General features: G+C 71.5%; 15 protein-coding genes. 3 read left to right on the top strand and 12 right to left on the bottom strand.

All coding sequences use genetic code 11. The annotated features are described in order from the left end of the window. Positions 1–167: 167 nt before the first annotated feature. Positions 168–644: a cupin domain-containing protein gene (locus E4T13_RS12275; protein WP_170984966.1), complete on the bottom strand. Its 477-nt coding sequence runs from the start codon at positions 642–644 to the stop codon at positions 168–170. Between the two features lie 103 nt (positions 645–747). Between E4T13_RS12275 and E4T13_RS12270 the strand changes: the two genes are divergently transcribed. Further along, the gene (locus E4T13_RS12270) at positions 748–1,635 is read left to right on the top strand and encodes a LysR family transcriptional regulator (protein WP_170984965.1); all 888 of its coding nucleotides are present in this window, start codon (positions 748–750) and stop codon (positions 1,633–1,635) included. Between the two features lie 33 nt (positions 1,636–1,668). Here E4T13_RS12270 and E4T13_RS12265 read toward each other — a convergent pair whose 3' ends face one another. Together E4T13_RS12265 and gltX are read right to left on the bottom strand one after the other, a co-directional pair. Continuing rightward, positions 1,669–3,390, bottom strand: a complete 1,722-nt coding sequence (locus E4T13_RS12265; protein ID WP_137178592.1) for an SbmA/BacA-like family transporter — start codon at positions 3,388–3,390, stop codon at positions 1,669–1,671. A 101-nt stretch (positions 3,391–3,491) separates the two neighbouring features. Then, the gene (gltX, locus tag E4T13_RS12260; protein WP_137178591.1) at positions 3,492–4,889 is read right to left on the bottom strand and encodes a glutamate--tRNA ligase; all 1,398 of its coding nucleotides are present in this window, start codon (positions 4,887–4,889) and stop codon (positions 3,492–3,494) included. Between the two features lie 134 nt (positions 4,890–5,023). On the opposite strand from gltX, the gene E4T13_RS12255 reads away from it, so the two are divergent. Next, entirely contained in the window at positions 5,024–7,210 is a 2,187-nt protein-coding gene (locus E4T13_RS12255; RefSeq protein WP_240791102.1) for a ComEC/Rec2 family competence protein, read from the top strand. Positions 7,211–7,417: 207 nt separating this feature from the next. Here E4T13_RS12255 and E4T13_RS30510 read toward each other — a convergent pair whose 3' ends face one another. The 9 genes from E4T13_RS30510 to E4T13_RS29890 form a co-directional block, all read right to left on the bottom strand. Beyond that, on the bottom strand, positions 7,418–8,488 hold the full coding sequence (locus E4T13_RS30510; protein ID WP_137178590.1) for an ABC transporter ATP-binding protein: 1,071 nt from the start codon (positions 8,486–8,488) through the stop codon (positions 7,418–7,420). Continuing rightward, positions 8,485–10,692: an iron ABC transporter permease gene (locus E4T13_RS30505; RefSeq protein ID WP_137178589.1), complete on the bottom strand. Its 2,208-nt coding sequence runs from the start codon at positions 10,690–10,692 to the stop codon at positions 8,485–8,487. The genes E4T13_RS30510 and E4T13_RS30505 overlap by 4 nt, the downstream gene beginning before the upstream one ends. Before the next feature lie 7 nt (positions 10,693–10,699). Next, a complete protein-coding gene (locus tag E4T13_RS12240) occupies positions 10,700–11,719 on the bottom strand; it encodes an ABC transporter substrate-binding protein (protein ID WP_137178588.1) in 1,020 nt (339 codons plus the stop codon). Positions 11,720–11,730: 11 nt separating this feature from the next. Beyond that, complete coding sequence (locus E4T13_RS12235) at positions 11,731–12,753, bottom strand: ABC transporter substrate-binding protein (protein ID WP_137178587.1); 1,023 nt, start codon at positions 12,751–12,753, stop codon at positions 11,731–11,733. A gap of 62 nt (positions 12,754–12,815) precedes the next feature. Next, positions 12,816–13,850 carry an ABC transporter substrate-binding protein gene (locus E4T13_RS12230; protein ID WP_137178586.1) on the bottom strand — a complete coding sequence of 345 codons (1,035 nt, stop codon included), beginning with the start codon at positions 13,848–13,850 and terminating at the stop codon, positions 12,816–12,818. A gap of 26 nt (positions 13,851–13,876) precedes the next feature. Beyond that, complete coding sequence (locus E4T13_RS12225) at positions 13,877–14,914, bottom strand: ABC transporter ATP-binding protein (protein ID WP_137178585.1); 1,038 nt, start codon at positions 14,912–14,914, stop codon at positions 13,877–13,879. After that, positions 14,911–16,653 carry an iron ABC transporter permease gene (locus tag E4T13_RS12220; RefSeq protein ID WP_240791101.1) on the bottom strand — a complete coding sequence of 581 codons (1,743 nt, stop codon included), beginning with the start codon at positions 16,651–16,653 and terminating at the stop codon, positions 14,911–14,913. The genes E4T13_RS12225 and E4T13_RS12220 overlap by 4 nt, the downstream gene beginning before the upstream one ends. Before the next feature lie 23 nt (positions 16,654–16,676). Further along, complete coding sequence (locus E4T13_RS12215; protein WP_137178584.1) at positions 16,677–18,026, bottom strand: ABC transporter substrate-binding protein; 1,350 nt, start codon at positions 18,024–18,026, stop codon at positions 16,677–16,679. Positions 18,027–18,139: 113 nt separating this feature from the next. Continuing rightward, complete coding sequence (locus E4T13_RS29890; protein ID WP_170984964.1) at positions 18,140–18,829, bottom strand: hypothetical protein; 690 nt, start codon at positions 18,827–18,829, stop codon at positions 18,140–18,142. A gap of 159 nt (positions 18,830–18,988) precedes the next feature. On the opposite strand from E4T13_RS29890, the gene E4T13_RS29885 reads away from it, so the two are divergent. Continuing rightward, positions 18,989–20,329, top strand: coding sequence for an ABC transporter substrate-binding protein (locus E4T13_RS29885; protein WP_170984963.1), 1,341 nt, complete (start codon positions 18,989–18,991; stop codon positions 20,327–20,329). The last annotated feature ends 8 nt before the right edge of the window (positions 20,330–20,337 follow it).

Below are 20,337 nucleotides of genomic sequence, written 5' to 3'. Positions count from 1 at the left end.
TCGATGCGGCCGCTCGGGGCAGGATGGCGCGGCTCCGTCCGCGGCCGCAACCCGATCCCCCGGCGGCCGACCGCGTGGGCGCAGCCGCCGGCCTGGACCGCAGCCGATGCCGCGCCGCACGCAACGCGCGCAAGCGGGCGGCTTCGCGGCCGCCGATCGCGTGCGCTTCAAGACTCCGTGGGCGGGGCGAAGCGCACGCCATGCGCGGCGCAGATGGCGCCGATCTCCGCCGGTGCCGGCCCGCCTGGCCCGGCCGAGCGGGTTGCGCGGTGCAGCGCGCGGAACATCGCCGCCGCGCCGGTGCCGGGCGTGAGCATCACCTGCATCGAGACCGGCGTGTCGCCATCGTTGCGGAAGCCATGCGCCACGCCGCGCGGCAGCAGCACCGTGTCACCCGGACGGGCCACATGCCCGCCCTCCGGGCCGAGGAGCGTCAGGCTGCCCGAGCGGATCACGAAGACCTCGTCGTCGGCGTCATGCACATGCAGCGGCACGCCGAGGCCGGGCGGGACCTGGTGTTCCGCCACGAACAGCCCGCCGGTGTGGGGCTCGACCTTCACGACGAGGCCGAGGCCGAAGATGTCGAGCACCTCGCCTGTCTCGGCGGGCAGCAGCGCCACCCCCCGCGTCACCGCATCCAGCATGGCATCCTCCTCTGCTTGCTGCGGGGGGCAGGGTGGCGCAAGGCCACGGCGCCGTCTGTGCATCGTTCTGGACAGAGCGTTCGCCGCAGCGAACACTTCCGCCATGCAGGTCTTCGCTGGCATCGAGGTCTTCGTCGCGGTGGTGGAGGCGGGCAGCGTCACCGGCGCCGCCGCGCGCCTCCAGGCCGCGAAGTCATCGGTCAGCGAGACCCTGCGGGGGCTGGAGGAGCGGCTGGGCGTGCGGCTGCTGGACCGCGGCGCGCGGCGCCTGCGCCCCACCGAGGCGGGCGAGGCCTTCTATGCCCGCTGCCGCCGCCTGCTGGCTGAGGAGGAAGCAGCCCGGCTCGAGGTGCAGGCGCTGCAGCGCGCGCCGGTCGGCACGCTGCGGGTCGCGGTGCCGGACGGGTTCGGCGAGGCCTGGGTGGTGCCGGCCCTGGCCGACTTCCTGCCGGACAATCCCGCGCTGGCGGTGGAGTTGGTCGAAGCCGCCGCGCATGCACGCCTCGTGGAGGACAGCCTGGATTTGGCGATCCGCGTGATGGCGACGCCGGCCGCGGGCCAGGTCGTACGGCGGCTCGGACGTTCGCAGGCGATCATCGTGGCGAGCCCGGCCTATCTGTCGCACCGCGGCATGCCGACGACGCCTGCCGACCTGGCCGCGCATGCCTGTGTCGGCTTTTCGCCGCTGCCCTGGCGCGACACCTGGGTGCTGGGCGAGGAGAGCGTGGCGGTGCGGCCGGTGTTGCTGACCGACAGCAGCGCCTCCCTGCGCGCCGCCGCACTGGCCGGCATCGGGCTGGTGGCGCTGCCGGACTGGTCCGTCCTGGATGCGCTTTCGCAGGGCAGGCTGCGGCAGGTGCTGGCCGAGCTGCCGACCGTGCCAAAGGGCATCTACGCGGTCTACCCGACCAACCGCCTGATCACGCCCAAGGTGCGCGCCTTCGTGGACCACCTGGCGCGCTGGGTGCGGGCACGGGGACTGGCCGCCTGAAGGCCGGGCCGGCAGCCCGCCCCGATCCGGACCTCAGCGCGGCGACTTCGCCGGCGCGCGTGGCGCATCATCGCTCGCGGCGTCGTCGGCGTCGGGCGGATCCAGTCGTATCTCCGCCTCCGCGGCACCGGCATCGGCCGACAGCACGATCGCATGCGGAATGGCGAGCAGCAGCAGCCCGATCAACCGGCGCAGCTCCTCCTCGCCGAGGATTCCCGCCATGTCCGCCAGCAGCACGATCCCGGGCCGTGCGAGCACCACGCGTGCGAAGGCCAGCCGCAATCGTTCGGAATCATCGAGGACCGCGTCCCAGTCCGGGGTCTGCTCGAGCTGCGGCACCAGCCGGGCGAGGCCGACGCTGTTCAGCACCGCCGTCAGCACCTCGTGCGAGGTGCCGGCCGGCGGGCCCAGCAGCCGGGCGAGCGACATCGCCGGCAGCCACGGCCGGCGCGGCAGCACCGCGAGGCGATGGCCGAACGGCAGTCCGATGCGTCCGTCGCCCCAGAGCCAGAGACCGGAGACGGCGAGGAACAGTGCCCGGACCGCTCGCGGATCGCCGACCACGCCGACATGCGTGCCCGGCGGCAGCCTCGCCTGCAGGGGTCCAGTGAGCGGCACGCCCTCCGGCGTGCTCAGCGTCACCGCGTCGAGCACCATCGCAGCGCCGTCCTCCTCGATCCGGATGCCGCCCGGCGTGGCCTCGGCGTGTTCGACCGCTTCGGCGAGAAGCAGGACGCGGTCGGCCGAGGCGCGCCATTCGGCGAGCCGCGCCGCGTTGTCCACCGGCCAGGCGAGCGCCGCCACCACCTGCTGGAAGCCGAGCGAGAGCTGCATCAGCTCGCCGAGCGAGAGGCGGCCGGCCAGGTAGCGGGGCGCGGCCACCAGGAGGGGCAGGACCGGCGCCACCGTCACGAAGGCCGACTGGAAGGCCGCCAGGTTGACCAGCCCCACGGTCTGGCGCCGCCACGTCAGGGCCAGGGCCGCGAAGCGACGCAGCAGGTCGCCGCGCGCGGCAGCTTCCCCCCGCGCCACAGCCAGCTCCTCCTCATGCTCGCGCACCCGCGCCATGCCGAAGCGCAGATCGGCCTCGGCGCGCTGGCGCAACTCGGTCCAGCGGGTCAGCGGGCGCCCGATGACGAAGGCCACCACCGCCCCGCCCGCCGCATAGATCAGGGACAGCCAGACCATCCGACCGGGGATCGAAACGCCGAACAGTTCGACGTCGCCCGAGAGCGACCAGAGGATGCCGGTGAAGGAGATGAGCAGCGTGACCGAGAAGAACAGCGAGGTGGCGAGGTCCATCGCCGCCTCGGTGGCGATCCGGATGTCCTCCGCGATGCGGCCGTCCGGGTTGTCGGGGCTGCCGGGGATCTGCCCGATCCGCCAATGGCGCCCGTGGTCGAGCCAACGGGCGAGCAGCTGCGTGGTCAATGCCCGCCGCCAGGAGAGGGTGGCGGATCGCCTGACCACCATGTGGCCGGCATTGACCGTGACGATGCCGGCCAGCAGCAGCAGGAATTGCCCCGCCACCAGCCACAGCCCCCCGGCGTCGCGCGCGTCCAGCGCGTCGAAAAGCGAGGCACTCCAGATGTTGGACGCGACCGCGAGGCCAGTCTGCAGGCTGGTCAGCACCAGCAGAAGCAGGATGGCGCCCATCGTGCGCGGCTCGGCGAGCCAGGGGCGGGAGAGCGCGAGGAGCCCGCGCAGGGTCGAACGGCGGGCAGGCGGGGAGAGGGCGCCGGCCGCGCCGCTCATGGCCCGATGCGTTCCTGCACCATATACCCAGACTGCGCTGCCGTGCGGTGTCTGTCGAGGGCGGGATGATCAGCCCGGCCGGGCGGGCCGGGTGCCGCGGCTCAGCCTTCCGCCGCCGCCAGGATCCGGCTCACCGCCTCGCCGCGGCCGAGCGCGAAGAGCACGGCGTCGATCGGCGGCGACTGGGTGCTGCCGGTCAGCGCGGCGCGCAGCGGCTGCGCCACGCTGCCGAGCTTGATGCCCTTCACATCGGCATAGTCGCGCAGCCACTGTTCCAGGTCCTTGCGCTCCCACGGCGCGTCGGTGAGGAAGATGGCGAGGTCCTTCAGCCGCTCCTTCGCCTCCGGCGTCAGCAGCGCGGCGGCCTTGGGATCCATCACGGGTGGGCCTTCCTGCGCGGCGAAGGCGGCGGAGCCGGCGAGTTCCTCCAGCGTCTTCGCGCGCTCCTTCAGGTCGGGCATCAGCATGCGCACCCGGTCGCCGCCATCGGTGCCGAACAGCACGCCGCGCCTCGCGAAGCGTTCCAGCACCTCCGTCGTCAGGCGGTCGTCATCGGCGGCGCGGAGCCAGACGCCGTTGAAGTGGGTGAGCTTGGCGTAGTCCATGCGCGCGGCGGCGCGGCCGACATCGGCGATGTCGAAGATCTTCGTCACGTCCTCGCGGCTGATGATCTCGGTGTCGCCATGCCCCCAGCCGAGCCGCAGCAGGTAGTTGCACACGGCTTCCGGCAGGAAGCCCTGCTCCTTGAATTCCAGCGCGCCGACCGCGCCGTGGCGCTTGGACAGCTTCGCGCCATCCGCACCGTGGATCAGCGGCACATGCGCGAAGTGGGGGCGCCGCCAGCCCATCGCGTCATAGACCATGCATTGGCGGAAGGTGTTGGTCAGGTGGTCGTCGCCGCGGATGACATGGGTGATGTCCATGTCGTGGTCGTCCACCACCACGGCATGCAGGTAGGTCGGCGTGCCGTCCGAGCGGAGGATGATCATGTCGTCCAGTTCGCTGGCGGCGACGCGCACCTCGCCCTGCACCAGGTCCTTCACCACCGTCTCGCCTTCGCGCGGCGCGATGATGCGGATCGCCGGCGCGACCGAGGGCGCGTCCTTCGCCTCCATGCCGATCCAGCGGCTGCCGTCGTATTTGAAGGGGCGCTTCTCGGCCTCCGCCGCGGCGCGCTGCGCGGCCAGTTCCTCCGGCGTGTCATAGGCGAGATAGGCCTTGCCCATCGCCAGCAGCGCCTGCGCGATCTCGGCGTGGCGGGGCTCCCGCGTGGACTGGAAGACCGGCGGCTCGTCCGGCGACAGGCCAAGCCAGTCCAGGCTGTCCAGGATCTGCTGCACCGCTTCGGGCGTGGAGCGCTGCCGGTCCGTGTCCTCGATGCGCAGCAGGTACTGGCCGCCGTGGCGGCGGGCGAAGAGATAGTTGAACAACGCCGTGCGGGCCCCGCCGATATGCAGGTAGCCGGTGGGGGAGGGGGCGAAGCGCGTGCGGACCGACATGGGTGTCCCGGAGAAAGCGAGGGGTGCCGCTTCCTAGCCCAGCTTGGCGCCAGGCAGAACCGCCGCCATCCCCATGGCGCGGCTTTCTCATCGAAGGGTTGCATAAGCGCGGGCAAGTACCGACTCTTCCGCGCGTGAGCCTGGCCCTTGGCGCGACGGAGCGGCCGGACGTCCCCGCCCGGCTGCGTGCGGGGGCGGCAGCGCTCCTCGCCCGGCAGCATGGCCGCTTCGCACCCTGGCTCGCGGTGGCGCTGGGTGCAGGCGTGCTGCTGTATTTCCGCCAGCCGACCGAACCGGGGCTCGGCGCGCTGTTCCTGGCGGTGCCCCTGGCCGGCCTTGCGGCCCTGGTCTCCCGCCATGCGCCGCTGACGGGCTGGGCCGTGGCGCTGCTGGCGGCCTTCTGCCTCGGCTTCGGCATCGCGGCCTGGCACGCCGAGCGGTTGCCCCCGCCGCTGGACCTGCCGCGCGGCGCGGTCCAGCTCACGGGCCAGGTCACGGAGGTCGAGGCGCTGCCGGAAGGCCAGCGCGTGACCCTGCAGGGCGTGCGCATCGCCGGCGGCGATGCGCTGCCGCGCAGCATCCGCATCCGCCTGCGGGCGAATGATCCCGCGCGGCCGATGCCGGGCGACAGCCTCGCCGCCCGCGTCCTGTTGCGCGAACCTGGTGGCCCGGTGGTGCCGGGCGCCTGGGATTTCGGGCGCGCCGCCTATTTCTCGGGCCTCGGCGGCTCCGGCACCGCGCTCGGCCCGGTGGCGGTCACGTCAGGCGGCGGCGAATGGCCGGTCTTCGCGTTGCTGCGGGCGAGGCTGGAAGCGAAGGTGGAGGCGGCGATACCCGGCGCCGCCGGGGCGGTGGCCGCCGCGCTGCTCACCGGCTCCCAGGCGGCGATCCCGCCGGCGGAGATCGCGGCGATGCGCGACTCCGGTCTGGCGCATCTGCTCTCCGTCTCCGGTCTGCACATGACCATCGTGATGGGAGCGGTGTTCGGCGTGCTGCGGCTGGCCGTGGCGCTGGTGCCCTGGCTGGCGCTGCGGGTGAACGGCAAGGCGGTCGCCGCCATGGGCGCGCTGCTGGCGGGGCTGGCCTATACGCTGCTGACCGGCGCGCAGGTGCCGATGCAGCGCTGCCTGGTCATGGCCGCGCTTGTCACGCTCGGCCTGCTGGCGGGAAGGCGGGCGCTGACGGTGCGGACGCTGGCGCTGGCGGCCGCGGCGGTGCTGCTGGTGGCGCCGGCGGAGGTGCTCGGCCCCTCCTTCCAGATGTCCTTCGCGGCGGTGCTGGCGCTGGCGGCTGGATGGGAAGCCTTGCGTGGACGGCTGCCGGCGCCGGGTTCGGGCTGGAGGCGCCGGCTGGCGCTGGCGGCCTTCGGGTTGGTGGTGACCTCCGTGCTGGCGGGGGCCGCGACGACCCCCTTCGGCCTGCACCATTTCGGGCGGCTGCAGATCTATGGCGTGGCGGCGAATGCGCTGGCGGTCCCGATCACCTCCCTTCTCGTCATGCCGGCAGGCATGATCGCGCTGCTGCTGATGCCATTGGGCCTGGAAGGCCCTGCGCTCTGGGCGATGGGGGAGGGGGTCGAGGCGATCCTGGCCGTCGCCGCGCAGGTCGCATCCTGGCCGGAGGCAGCGCCGGTGCTGGCCCCGCTGCCCGGCGCGGCACTGGCGGTGATGAGCTTCGGCTTCTGCTGGCTTGCGCTGTGGCGTGGCGCGCTGCGGCTGGTCGGCGTGCCGATCATGGCAGGCGCGCTGGCCGCCGGACTGTCCGTGCCGCCGCCGAATGTGCTGATGACCGGCGATGCGCGGCTGGTGGCGCTGCGCACGGCGCAGGGCGTCTACCTGCACGCCCTGCCCGGCGCCAGCGCCTTCGCTCGAAGCGCGCTGCTGCGGCAGATGGGGGTGGAGGCGGCCCAGCCGCTGCCAGCGCAGGGCGAGGCGGCAGAGGGCGCCATCGCCTGCACGCCCGTTGCGTGCCGGTTCCGCCCGCGTCCCGGTGGCCCGGAGGCGGTGCTGTTCCGCACCGCCCCGCCCGCGCGCGGACAGCGCAGCGGCGAGCCGCCGGATCGCGCCACCCTGGCGGAGGCCTGCGGCCGTGCCGCCCTGCTGATCGCCACGGAGCCGCTGCGCCGGCGCTGCCCCGGCAGCATCGCCATCGACCGCTTCACGGTCTGGCGGGAGGGGGCGCAGGCGGTGCGCTTCTCGACCAACGGCGTCACGGTGGTGTCGGAGCGCTCGGCGCGGGGCGAGCGGCCCTGGGTGCCGGCGCCGCCAGTGCCGGGACGCCCCGATCCGCAGGCGCAGGCGCCGCGCGACTCAGGCGGATGAAGGCGGCGCGGCGCCAGTAACCATTCCTTCATCTCCACGCGCTCAGATGGCGGCGCTGGAGGGAAGGAGGTTCGCATGGGATTCGGGCTGATGATCGGCGTGGCCTTCGGGCTGGCCGCGCCGCTGCTGCTGCGGCGCCTGCATGCCTGGCGCGAGGCGCGCGCCCTGTCGGAGTGGGACCCCTACTGACGGTGCGCGCGCGGGCGATCAGGGCCGAACGACGATGACGCCTTCCGGATCGAGATCCACCGACACCGTCTCCCCGGGCCGGGCGCGCTGCAGCCGGTCCGGGCTGACGGCGAAGAGCTCGCCGACGGCGCTCGTCAGGTGGTACTCGGTGTGGGAACCCATATAGGTGGCGCGGGAGACGGTGGCGCTGAGGCCGGTGCCGCCCTCGCGCCGCAGGCGAACGGCTTCGGGACGGATCACGATGTCGGCCTCGCCGGGCGCGATGCCGCGATCCGGCAGCGCCATGCGCATCTCGCCCAGCATCACATCCGCCCGGCCGCCGGCAGTGCCGAGGACGCGGCCGCGCACATGGTTCGCCTCCCCCATGAAGGTGGCGACGAAGACGGATTGCGGCTGGGTGTAGAGTTCCGCCGGCGTGCCGGCCTGCGCGATCTCCGCGTTGCGCATCACCACGATCTTGTCCGAGACCGCCAGCGCTTCCGCCTGGTCGTGCGTCACATAGACCACGGTGACGCCGAGCCGCTGCTGCAGCGCGCGGATCTCCTCCCGCATGCTGCGCCGCAGCCGCGCATCCAGGTTCGACAGCGGCTCGTCGAACAGCAGCACCTGCGGCTCCAGCACCAGGGCGCGGGCCACCGCCACGCGCTGCTGCTGGCCGCCCGACATCTCCGATGGCAGGCGGGCGCCGAAGCCCTTCAGCCCCACCGTCTCCAGCGCCACCTCGGCGCGCGCATGCGCATCACGCTTGCGCATGCCGGAGGAGATCAGGCCGTAGGCCACGTTGTCCAGCACGCTCATGTGCGGGAACAGCGCGTAGGACTGGAACACCATGGAGACGTTGCGCTCGCCCGCCGGCAGCAGCGTGACGTCGCGGCCGCCGATGAACAGGCGACCCTCCGTCGCCTGCTCCAGCCCGGCGATCATGCGCAGCAGCGTCGTCTTGCCGCAGCCGGAGGGCCCCAGCAGCGTCACCAGCGTGCCGCCCTCGATCACCAGGTCCAGCGGCTTGACGGCCTGGACCTGGCCGTAGCGCTTGCCGACGCCCTGCAGCCGGACCTCGGCGCCGGTGAGCCTCGGAAGATCGGTCACGCGCGGCCTCCGGCAGGAAGGGCGGCCGGCGCCGCGCGACGCCCGAGGCGCCGGCTGCCGACCGCGAGGTTGATCAGCCCGATCGCCGCCATCATCAGCACGATCAGCACCGCGCAATAGGCGATGGCCAGGCCGTAATCGCCGTTGATGACGCGGTTGATGATGAAGACGGTCGCCATCTCGTATTCCGCGGAGACCAGGAAGATCACCGCCGATACCGTCGTCATCGCGCGTACGAAGGAATAGACTAGCGCGGTGACGATGGCCGGCTTCAGCAGCGGCAGCACCACCGTGCGCAGGGCACGGAAGGTGGAGGCGCGTAGCGTGATCGCCGCCTCGTCCAGCGACTTGTCGAGCTGGCTCATCGCCGCGACGCCGCTGCGCACGCCGACCGGCAGGTTGCGGAAGACGAAGCAGGCGATGAGGATCATCGCGGTGCCGGTGATCTCCAACGGCGGGATGTTGTAGGTCAGGATGTAGGCTACGCCGATCACCGTGCCGGGCACCGCGAAGGTGAGCATCAGCGAGAATTCCAGCGCGGTGCGGCCGGCGAAGCGCTGGCGCGTGAGCACCCAGGCGGCAAGAAGGCCGATGGAGGCGGTGATGGGTGCGGCGATCGCCGCCAGCTGGATCGTGGTGAAGAGCGAATGCCACGCGCCGCCCGAGAACAGCATCCGCCCATCCGCCGCCCATTCGATGGCGAAGGCACGCTGGAAGTGGGAGAGCGTCGGCGTCCAGTCGCGGCCCCAGACGCGCACGAAGGCGCCGGCCAGCGCCATGGTGTAGACGACGATGGTGAGGATCGCCCAGGGGATCGCGACGGCGAAGGCCACCACCCGCACCGGCGGCGGCAGCGGCGTCGGCAGGCCGACATCCCCCTTGCCGGTGACCGAGACGTAGGAGCGCCGCCCCACCACGGCGCGCTGCAGCAGGAAGGCGCACAGGCCGACGACCAGCATGATGCCCGCCAGCACCGCGGCGCGGCCGAAATCCTGCTGCGCGCCGACCACGGCGAAGAAGATCTCGGTGGACAGCACGCCATAGGATCCGCCGAGCACGATCGGGTTGCCGAAATCCGCCAGCGATTCGACGAACACGACCAGCCAGGCATTGGCGAGCCCCGGCACCATCAGTGGCAGCGTCACCGCGCGGAAGGTGCGCATCCGGCTGGCGCGCAGCGTCTGGCTGGCCTCCTCCATCGCGGGCGAGATGCCCTCCACGACGCCGATCAGCACCAGGAAGGCGGTCGGCGTGAAGGAGAAGACCTGCGCCAGCAGCACGCCGTTGAAGCCGTAGATCCAGCGCCCGAGTTCCACCCCCGTGGTCGCCGCGACGATCTGGTTCACCACGCCGGACCGGCCGAAGATCAGGATCAGCCCGAGCCCGATGACGAAGGGCGGCGTGATGATCGGCAGCACGGTCAGCAGCCGCATCGCGCGCCGCGCCGGGAACTGCGTGCGTGTGACGATCAGCGCGAAGCAGAGGCCGAGACAGGTGGCGGCCGTGGCGGTGCAGGTCGCCAGGAGCAGCGTGTTCCAGAACACGCCGCAATTCACGTTGGAGCCGACACAGGCCAGGCCCCAGATCTTGCTGTCCGCCACGCGCTCGACCAGCGAGGCGCCGATGCCGAGATCGCCGCGCGGCGTGAACATCTGGCCCAGCATCGTCAGCACGGGCCAGGCGGTGAAGAGAGCGATGGAGGCTACGAGCAGGCCGACCGCACCGGAGACGAAGCGGTCCCCCTTGAACAGCCCGCGCATCGCCAGGCCGTCGGTGACCATCACCAGGCAGCCGAGGAACGCCAGGCTGCCGCCGAGACCGATGCCGAACTGCCGGTCGTCCAGCTCCCCGAACAGCGCGGCGAGCCAGGGCCAGGACCAGCCCTGCACGCCGATGGCCATGCCCTGCAGCACGATGGCGAGCAGCCCGAGCCCCCCGCCCCACAGAAGGAAGACGGCGCGGCGCGCGGCCGAGCCTGCGGGCAGCGCGCCCGGCAGGGCGAGCGCGATGGCGGCGACGACCGGCCAGAACCAGAACCGGCCGAAGGCCATCGCCTGCCACAGCGCCGAGGACGCTTCCGGATCCTCCTGCCCCAAGGCCACCAGCCCCGCGACGGTGACGCCATCCTGCTGCATGTGCCAGGGCAGGATGGCGGCGCCGAGCGCGGCCAGAAGCCAGAAGAAGAGGGAGGATCCGAGGAACATGGTGGCTTCAGCGCGGCAGGGCGCCGACCTCCCTGTCCCAGCGCGCCAGCAGGCGCCGCCGTTCGGCGGAGGCGCCGAAGCGCGCATTGTCGTAGTCGATGATGCGTGCCGTCGCCATGTTCGGCGCGCCGTCGGTCAGCGGCACGTTGCGATTGGCCATGGTCTGCAGCTTCTTCGCTTCCCGGCTGGCGGCGAGCTGCGCCTCCGCCGAGAGCGCCCAGTTGTAGAAGCGCTGCGCGTTCTGCAGGTTGCGCGCGCCGCGGATGATGGACATGGAACCGATCTCGTAGCCGGTGCCTTCGCAGGGCACGGCATGGCCCACCGGGAAGCCGGCCGCCGCTTCCTCCGCCGCATTGTGCACGAAGGAGATGGAGACCGCCGTCTCGCCGCGCGCCACCGCGGTGATCGGCGCGGTGCCGCTGCGCGGATAGGAATTCACCGACCCGTGCAGCGTCTTCAGATACTCGAAGGCCGGGTCCTCGCCCATCATCTGCACGAGGGTCGCGATGACGATGTACGCGGTGCCGGAGCTGTTCGGGTTCGCCACCTGGATCTCGCCGCGATAGGCGGGGTTGAGCAGGTCCGCCCAGCAGCGCGGCGCCGGCAGGTTGCGCCGCGCGATCAGCTCCGTGTTGAAGCCGAAGCCGAGCACGGAGGCATAGACGCCGACGGTCCGGCCCTGAGTCTGGCGCCACTGTGCCTGCGCCCAGTCATGCAGCTCCGCGATGCGCGGGCTCTCATAGGGTTGGGTGAGGCCTTCCTCGCCTGCGGCAACATGCGGGTCGCCGGTGCCGCCCCACCACACGTCGCCGCGCGGGTTGCGCCCTTCCGAGCGGATCGCCGCGAGCATCTCGCCGGTGGAGCGTTGCGTCAGGTTCACGCGCACGCCGCTTTCCCGCTCGAAGCCGCGGGCGATGGGCTGGCACCACTCGATCGTCGCCGAGCAGTAGAGGTTGAGCTGGCCCTGCGCCGCCGCGGGCAGCGCAGGGAGGGCGAAGGCGAGGGCGAAGGCCGCGCGGCGGAGCATCGTGCGTTTCCTCAGCGTGGCAGCGATCCGACTTCGCGGTCCCAGCGGGCCAAGATGCGACGGCGCATCTCGGCGGAGCCGAAGCGGGCGAAGTCGTAGTCCACCAGGCGGATCTGCGAGAGGTCGGGGATGCGCGGATCGGGCGCGGCGCCGCGATGCGCAGGCACGTGCCACTGGTTCACCTTCGGGCCGATATCCATGGCGGCCGGCGTCAGGTACCAATCGTAGAAGCGGCGCGCCTGCGCCAGGTTGCGCGCGCCGCGGATGATCGACATGCAGGCGACCTCGTAGCTGGTGCCCTCGGTCGGATAGACCATGTCGATCGGGAAGCCGGCGTGTTTCATGGACGCGGTCTCCATGTTGAAGCTCGCCGCCAGCGCCGTTTCGCCACGCGCCACCGCCTGCATCGGCGCGGCGCCGGAGCGCGTGTAGGCGTTCACGTTGCCATGCAGCCGGCGCAAATAGTCGAAGGCGCGGTCCTCGTCCCACAACTGCACCAGGCCGGCGATGATCGTGTAGGCGGTGCCCGAGGAATTCGGGTTCGGCAGCTGCACCTCGTTGCGGTAGATCGGGTTCGCCAGCTCCTCCCAGCTGCGGGGCACGGGCAGGTTCTTGCGCGTCATCAGTTCCGTGTTGAAGGCGATGCCGATGGCGCCGGAGGAGACGCCGACGCAGCGGCCATCGGTGATGCGGTGCACGTTCTGCGCCCAGTCATGCAGCTGCGTCATGTTGGGCGAGGTGTAGGGCTGCAGCAGGTTCTGCTCGGCCGCGGCGATATGCGTCTCGGCGGAGGCGCCGAACCAGATATCAGTGCGCGGATTCTGCGCCTCGGCGCGGATCTGCGCCAGGATCTCGCCGGCGGATTTGCGCGTCATGTTCACGCGGATTCCGGTGTCGCGCTGGAAGCCGGCGGCGATCGCCTCGCACCAGTCGGCGGCGGGCGCGCAGAGCATGTTGAGCGAGCCCTGCGCGCCGGCGGGCGCGGAGAGCGCGAAGGTCAGGCCGATCGCGGCGGCCAGGGTGCGAAGCGACATGGGGGATGGTCCGTCCGGGGGGAAAGGCGCGCCGGCGTGGGTTGCGCCGGCGCAAGATGCGTTCAGCGCGGCTGGCTGCCGACCTCGCGGTCCCAGCGCTCGATCAGGCGGCGGCGCTCCGCGCTGCGGCCGTATTTCGCGAAGTCGTAGTCGATCAGCCGGATGCGGCTGAGATCCGGCGCATTGGGCGGCAACGGCGCGCTGCGGTTGGAGGGCTGCTGGAGCTGCCCGCCCGCCTCGAAGCCCAGCCGCTGCGCGGGCTCGGTCAGCGCCCAGTCGTAGAAGCGGCGGGCCTGGGTCAGGTTGCGCGAGCCGCGGATGATGGACATGGAGCCGATCTCGTAGCCCGTCCCCTCGCAGGGCGTGCTGTAGGCCACGGGGAAGCCTGCATTCCGCTCCGTCACCGCGTCATGCACGAAAGACAGGCTGACGCCGGTCTCGCCGCGCGCCACCGCCTTGATCGGCGCGGTGCCGCTGCGCGTGTAGCTGTTCACGTTGGGATGCAGGCGGCGCATATAGTCGAAGGCCTGGTCCTCGCCCATCAGCTGCACCAGTGTCGCGATGATGACGTAGGCGGTGCCGGAGGAGTTCGGGTTCGCCACCTGGATCTCGCCGCGGAAGCGCGCATCCACCAGGTCGGCCCAGCAGGCCGGCGGCGCGATGTTCTTCCGCGCCAGCAGCTCCGTGTTGTAGCCGAAGCCGACGGCGCCGGCGTAGACGCCAATGGCGCGCTGGTTGGACTGGTTCCACTGCGCCAGCGCCCAGGGAAAGAGCTGGGCGTTGTTCGGGCTGGTGTAGGACTGCGTCAGGTTCTCCTCGGCGGCCGCGAGATGCGGGTCGCCGGTGCCGCCGAACCACACGTCGCCGCGCGGGTTCTGGCTTTCCGCGCGGATCGCCGCCAGCGTCTCGCCGGAGCCGCGCTGCGTCATGTTCACGCGGATGCCGGTGTCGCGCTGAAAGTTGGTGGCGACGGCCTGGCACCATTCGATCTGCACGGAGCAATAGACATTCACGCTGCCCTGGGCGGCGGCGGGGACGCTCCAGGCCAGCGGCGCGGCGGCGCCGAAGGCGAGGGCGGCAAGCAGGCGACGACGCATCGTGGCGTTTCCCTTCGTTGTGCTGGTCATGAGCGAAGCAGGCTGGCCTGCCCGGCATCGAGGCTGAGGCCGATGGCCGTGCCCGGCGCGATCGGCGCCAGGCCGCGCAGATGCGGCTCCTCCGCGGTCAGCGCGATGCCCTCGCCGAGGTCGAGGGTGTAGCGCACATGCCCGCCGAGGAATTCCGCGCGCACCACGCGGGCCGGCACGCCGCCGCCATCGCGCTGCAGCGCCAGCGCCTGTGGGCGCAGCGCCAGCGTCGCGCGGCCGGGCGCGGCATCGGGCGCGGGCAGCGCGAGCGCACCGGCACGGAAGCTGCCCTGCTCGACAACGCCCTCGATCAGGTTGGCGGTGCCGAGGAAGCCGGCGACGAAGCGGTCCACCGGCCGGTCATACAGCTCCGCCGGTGCGCCAACTTGCAGCACGCGCCCCTCGTTCAGCACGGCCATGCGGTCGGCGGCGGCGTTCGCCTCCTCCTGGTCGTGCGTGACGAGGATGGTGGTGAGGCCGAGGCGGCGCTGCAGCTCCACCAGCTCGGTGCGCACGCCGGCGCGCAGCCCGGCATCAAGGTTGGAGAGCGGCTCGTCCAGTAGCAGCACCTCGGGCTCAATCGCCAGCGTGCGCGCGATGGCCACGCGCTGCTGCTGGCCGCCGGACAGCTGCGCGGGGCGGCGTTCCGCCAGGTGCCAGAGCCCGACGAGATCGAGCGCCGCCTTCACGCGCCGGTCGCGTTCTGCCCGCCCGACACGACGGCGCTCCAGCCCGAAGGCGACGTTCTGCGCCACGGTCATGTGCGGCCAGAGCGCATAGGATTGGAACACCAGCCCCACATTGCGCGCCCAGGGCGGCTGCTTCGTCGCGTCGCGGCCGCCGATCAGGATGCGCCCGGAATCCGGCGTGCCGAAGCCGGCGACCAGGCGCAGCAACGTGGTCTTGCCGCTGCCGGAAGGGCCGAGGAAGGCGAAGAACTCACCCTTCGCGATGGAGAGCGAGACATCCTCCAGCACGCGGGTGCGGCCATAGCCGAAGGAGACGCGCTCGATCTCGACGCCGGCGGCGCTCATGCCTCGTTGTGTCCCCGGCTGCGGCGCCTGCGCTCGCCCTCGGCGATGCGGTGCGCGATGAAGGTGCAGATCGCGACGGTGACGACCGCGATGACGCCGAGCGCGGCGCCGGGGCCGCGGCCGGCCGGGCTCTGCATGAAGACGTAGATGCCGTAGGACAGCGGCGCGTCCACGTCGCGCGCGGCCAGCACCAGCGTGGCGGAGAGCTCCACCGCGGCGGTGGCGAAGCTGGTAACGAAGGCCGCCGCCAGCCCGCCCACCATCAGCGGCACGACGATGCGCAGCAGCGTGGTGGTCTTGCCGGCGCCGAGATTCTCGGCCGCCTCCTCCAGGCTGCGATGCACCTGCTGCAGCGCCGCCGTCGCCGCGCGCAGCGCATAGGGCAGGCGGCGCACGGCATAGACGATGGTCAGCATCAGCCCGGTCGTTGCCAGCGACACGCCATTGGGCATCTGCACGTCGAAATAGGTGCGGAGGATTCCGATGCCGAGCACCAGGCCAGGGACGGCGAGCGCCGACATCGCCGCCAGGTCCAGCAGGCGGCGGCCCGGCAGGCGCGTGCGCAGCACCAGCCAGGCGATGGTCACGCCGATCACCACGTCGATCAGCCCGGCCACGCCGCAATAGATCAGCGTGTTGGTCAGGAACTGCGGCGTTTCCCGCAGCACCGTGGCGTAATGCGCCAGGGTGAAGCCGTCGGGCAGCGGGCTGAAGGACCAGACGGTCGCGAAGCTCAGCATCAGGATGCCGAAATGCGGCGCCAGAACCAGCAGCAGGACGGGAATCACGAAGCACCAGGCCAGCACCATGCCGCCGCGCGACAGGCTTCGCCGCCCGAGCCCGCCGCCGCCGCGCTGCTGCGTGGCATAGTCGCGCCCGCGCAGCAGCAGCGCCGCCAGCAGCATCGCGGCGACCGAGACCAGCACCAGGATGACGCTGATCACATAGCCCATCGGGTCGCCGAGCCCGACCGAGGTGACGCGCAGATAGGCCTGCGGCGCCAGCATGTTCGTCACGTTGAGCAGCAGCGGCGTGGCGAGGTCGTCGAACACCTTCACGAAGACCAGCGACGCGCCCGCCAGATACCCGGGCAGCGCCAGCGGCAGAACGATGGTGCGCAGCAGGGTGAAGCCCTTCGCGCCGAGGTTCTGCCCGGCTTCCTCCATCGCCACGTCGATGTTCGACAGCGACGCGGTGAGGTTCATCAGGATGAAGGGGAAGTAGTGCAGCGCCTGCACGAAGACGACGCCGTTCAGCCCCTCCATCAGCGACAGGCGCACATCGAACCAATCCATCAGCAGCAGGTTCACGCTGCCGTTGCGCCCGAAGACAAGCTGCATCGCCACCGCGCCGACGAAGGGCGGCATCACCAGCGGCAGCACGCCGAGCGTGTTGATCAGCGCCGCGCCGGGGAAGCGGTAGCGCGCCAGGATCACTGCCAGCGGCACCGCGATCAGCGAGGCGACGACCACACTCATCCCCGCGACATAGGCGCTGTTCCAGAAGCTCTCGATGAACAGGCTGGTGCGGAAGAAGTCGCCGAAATGCACCAGGGTGAACCCGCCATCCGGCGCGGCGAAGGCGGCGGCGAAGACGCGGCCCACCGGCACGATCAGGAAGGCCAGGAGGAAGGCGGCGACCAGCAGCGCCGCGATCACCTGGACCGGCGACGCCTCCAGCCGCAGGCGCGCCTTCCAGGGCCGGGTGACGGCCGCAGTCGGAATCGTGGTGGCCGACACCCGCCTGCCTCAGCCCGTGGCGATCAGCGCGCGCGCTGCGCGCGTTCGGCGAGCTGCTTCGCCTCCGCGTAGTTCGCCACCGCGAAGCGGTCCCACTCCTCCTCCAACTGCGCCTGGCGGGGGCCCGGCGTGCGGCCCGGGCGGGTTGGCTGGAAGGCGCCGGCGATGGCGCTGTCGGCGGCCTGCGCCTCGCTCACCGGCACCTGCGTCAGCTTCTGCCGCGCTTCCGCGACCAGCCTGCGGCCCTCCGCGTTGTCGCGACGGGCCAGCGCGGCCTCCGCGGCATGCACCGCCTTCCAGGCTTCCGTCAGCTCGCGCAGGCGGAAGGTGATCATGCGGTCGAACAGGCTGTTCAGCAGCTCGTAGCGCTTCTCGGAGACGTCGTTGTCGAACTTCACCCGCGCACCGAGCGACGGGTCGGTGAAGGGGTTCGGGAATCCCGCTGGCGCCTTGGCATAGGTTTCCGGCCGCACCGGCAGGCGCATCACCTTCGGGTCGAGCAGTACCTCCTGTCCCTCAGGCGAGAGCAGGAACTGGATGAAGGCGCGCGCCGCGTTCGGGTTCTTCGCGCCCTCGATCATCGCGATGTTGGCCGGCACCAGGGTGGTGACGGTGGGATAGACGAACTCCACCGGGAAGCCCGCGGCCTTGGCGGCGAAGCCGAAGAAGTCGATGACGATGCCGATGCCGTACTGCCCGCTGTTCACCGCATCCGGCACGCCGAAGCTGCGGTCCGAGACCTGCGCGAAGTTGCCGCCGATCTCCAGCAGCTGCGCCCAGCCCGGCGCCCAGCCTTCGCCCTGCAGGATGGTTTCCACCGTCAGATGCGTGGTGCCGGAGCGGCTGGGCGAGCTGATGCCGACATGGTTCTGGTAGACCGGGTTCTTCAGGTCCGCCCATTCCTTCGGCACCGGCAGGCGGTTCGCGCGCAGGTAGCGGGTATTGTACATGATGCCGTAGCCGGAGACGGCGAAGCCGAAATAATGCCCCTCGGGGTCGTTGGTCGGGCCGCCGCCGATCCGCGCGGGGATGCCGCTGGTGTCGATCTGCGGCTTCGCGAGCAGGTTGCCCTGCTTCAGCACCTCGAAGGCGTCGGGCGCGCTGGCCCACATCATGTCGGGCGGGCTGGACCGCGTCTCGCGGATGAAGGCGACGGCCGCCGTGGTGCTGCGGTTCTGCACCTCGATCTTCGTGCCGGGATGGCGGCGTTCGAAGGCCTGCACGAAGGGCGTGGTGACATCGCGCGAGAAGCTGGTGATGATGACAGCGCGCGGCTCCAACGCCGCCTGGGCGCGGGCCACCTGCGGAACGAGAAGCGCGCCGCCGCTGGCACCGAGCAGGCGGCGTCGCGTGGTCTGCCAAGCTTCAGGCATGGATCCCTCCCGGATTTTGCGGGCACGGCTTGGCCGCCGCACTCGCTTCCCGAAGGTCGTGCAACAAAACTGTCACATTTTCAAGCCGCATGCGCCCGGCGCGGCCGGCCGGATCAGGTCGCTGCGGGGCCGGGGAAGATCCGCGTGCCCGGCGGCGCCCGCGACGGCGCCACCACCTCGATCCCCTGCCGGCAGGCCTGGCACCACAGCAGGGCGCGCGGATCCCCCGGCGCCTGGCGCTCGCCCGGTGTCGGTTCCGACAGCGACACCGGGCCGAGCGGCCCGAAGCGCCGCGCCAGCGCCAGCAGGTCGATCGTGCAGGCGGCCTGCGTGCGTCCCCATGGCGAGCTTCGCAACGCGATACCAGCGCGGCGCATCGCTCCCTCGATCGGCTGCAGATGCGCACAGTCGGTCGATGTCGCTGCGCCGAGTTGCGCTGCGGCATGCGCCGCATTCGCGTCGCGCTGCCGTGCCCAGCCTGCGCGGATCGCCGGGAACAGGATCCAGAGCGTGACGGCGCCGACCACCGTTCCAACAGGAGGAAGGAACAGGATCAGCGCGGCCACGTAGCCCAGCGCGATCGGGCCCCAATGGCGGTCGCGCAGCGTGCCGACCGCGCCCAGCACCGCCGGCGCCAGCAGGATCGCCGCGGCCAGCAGGAACAGCACGCCGGCGTCGCTGGTGGAGACGCCTCCGCGCGGCCCTGCGGCGGACAGCAGCGCCGAGAGCGGGAAGCCGACCACGAGCGCAAGCCCGGCGACGATCCCGTAGCACCAGGCGATGATCCGTACGCCGCGGCCCATGCATGTCCCCGTCTGCGGCTTCGATCCGCCTGCGCGACATTGGGCAAGGAGGTACGACTCCGCAATCTCGCCGCCTTGCCTGCCCTGTTGCCGAGGGTGCCGCCTGGACAGTCTGCGCGCCCGCGCAAATACTGCATGAAGCGATCAGGAGCCCCCGCCATGACACAATCCGCGACGTCGTCCCTTTCGCGCCGTCACGTCCTCGCCGGGCTGGCCGTAGCCCCGGCCATGCTGGCCGGTGGCGCATCCCGTGCGCAGGCGCAGGCGGCGGGCACGGTCAACTTCGTCGGCTGGTCCGCCGCGGTGGACCAGGTGAAGGCGCAGATCTCCGCCTTCGAGCGCGCGACGAATCTGCGCGTGAACTACGAGAACTTCCCCTGGGCGCAGTACCGCACCGCGCTCGTCACGCGCCTGGTCGGCAACGCGCCGATCGACGTGGCCTGGATCTCCGACGCTTGGCTGCCGGAATTCGCCGAGGCCGGCTGGCTGGCGGAGATCAACGACGTCCCGCAGCTCATGCGCTTCAACGCCGAAGCGGCGGAATACTGCACGCAGTCCATGACGTACAAAGGCAAGCAGTACGGCCTCGCCTATTACGGCGACCACATGAGCTTCATGTACAACACGGAGCTGCTGCAGCGCGCCGGCATCTCGGCGCCGCCGACCACCTGGGACGAGGTCGTGCAGCAATCGCTGCGCATCAAGCAGCAGGGCATCTCCGAATACCCGCTGCTGCTCTCGCTGGCCGCCGACACCTGGCTGATCGAGTTCGTCTCCGCGCTCACCTTCGCCTTCGGCGGCCGCTTCACCGACGAGCAGGGCAACGCGGTGATGGCGGATGCCAATCGCGGCGCGGTGCGCGCGGCGCGCTTCATCCGCGAGGCGATCCACACCCACAAGATCGTCTCCCCCGGCGCGGTGGAGACGCCCGAGATCAACGGGCTGCGCGCGATGGGCGGCGGCTCGCACGCCTTCGGCATCGTGCCCACCTATCGCATCCGCGCGCTGAACGACCCGTCCCAGGCCTCCGCCGCGGGCAAGATCCGCATCGCGCTGATGCCGAAGGGCGGGCCGGACGGCACGAATGCGACCTGCGGCTGGATCCGCTTCTACGGCATGACGCCCGGCGCCAAGCAGGACCGTGCGCGGCGCGACCGCGCGGTGAAGTTCGTCGAATTCTTCGGCGGCCGCGACACCTCCGGCAATTATTCCATGCAGAAGCTGCTGCTGACCGATGTCGGCCTGCCCACCTGCGCGATGCCGCTGGCGCAGGACCCCGTGGTGCAGGAATTCTGGCAGCGCTGGGCCGGCGGCGGCGCGGTGATCGCGCAGCAGGCGATGCTGGCGAAGAAGAAGGATGTCATCTCGCCCTGGTTCGGCGAATGGGTGGAGACCTCCAACCAGGCTTGGCAGTCCGTCTGCCTCGGCCGCGCCGAGCCGGAGGCGGCGATGCGCACGGCGGCGGCGAAGTGGACCGAGCTGAAGCGCGCCTTCCGCTGAGGTGAGCG

The sequence above is a fragment of the Roseomonas sp. AR75 genome (assembly GCF_005222815.1).
In the GTDB taxonomy this organism is placed as follows: Bacteria; Pseudomonadota; Alphaproteobacteria; order Acetobacterales; family Acetobacteraceae; genus Falsiroseomonas.
This window is presented reverse-complemented; position numbering and strand designations above follow the sequence as displayed.

Bases quoted from the DNA above. Each gene is read 5' to 3' on its own strand.
- E4T13_RS12275 (WP_170984966.1), bottom strand. From the start codon at position 644: ATGCTGGATGCGGTGACGCGGGGGGTGGCGCTGCTGCCCGCCGAGACA.
- E4T13_RS12270 (WP_170984965.1), top strand. From the start codon at position 748: ATGCAGGTCTTCGCTGGCATCGAGGTCTTCGTCGCGGTGGTGGAGGCG.
- E4T13_RS12265 (WP_137178592.1), bottom strand. From the start codon at position 3,390: ATGAGCGGCGCGGCCGGCGCCCTCTCCCCGCCTGCCCGCCGTTCGACC.
- gltX (WP_137178591.1), bottom strand. From the start codon at position 4,889: ATGTCGGTCCGCACGCGCTTCGCCCCCTCCCCCACCGGCTACCTGCAT.
- E4T13_RS30505 (WP_137178589.1), bottom strand. From the start codon at position 10,692: ATGTTCCTCGGATCCTCCCTCTTCTTCTGGCTTCTGGCCGCGCTCGGC.
- E4T13_RS12240 (WP_137178588.1), bottom strand. From the start codon at position 11,719: ATGCTCCGCCGCGCGGCCTTCGCCCTCGCCTTCGCCCTCCCTGCGCTG.
- E4T13_RS12235 (WP_137178587.1), bottom strand. From the start codon at position 12,753: ATGTCGCTTCGCACCCTGGCCGCCGCGATCGGCCTGACCTTCGCGCTC.
- E4T13_RS12230 (WP_137178586.1), bottom strand. From the start codon at position 13,850: ATGCGTCGTCGCCTGCTTGCCGCCCTCGCCTTCGGCGCCGCCGCGCCG.
- E4T13_RS12225 (WP_137178585.1), bottom strand. From the start codon at position 14,914: ATGAGCGCCGCCGGCGTCGAGATCGAGCGCGTCTCCTTCGGCTATGGC.
- E4T13_RS12215 (WP_137178584.1), bottom strand. From the start codon at position 18,026: ATGCCTGAAGCTTGGCAGACCACGCGACGCCGCCTGCTCGGTGCCAGC.
- E4T13_RS29890 (WP_170984964.1), bottom strand. From the start codon at position 18,829: ATGGGCCGCGGCGTACGGATCATCGCCTGGTGCTACGGGATCGTCGCC.
- E4T13_RS29885 (WP_170984963.1), top strand. From the start codon at position 18,989: ATGACACAATCCGCGACGTCGTCCCTTTCGCGCCGTCACGTCCTCGCC.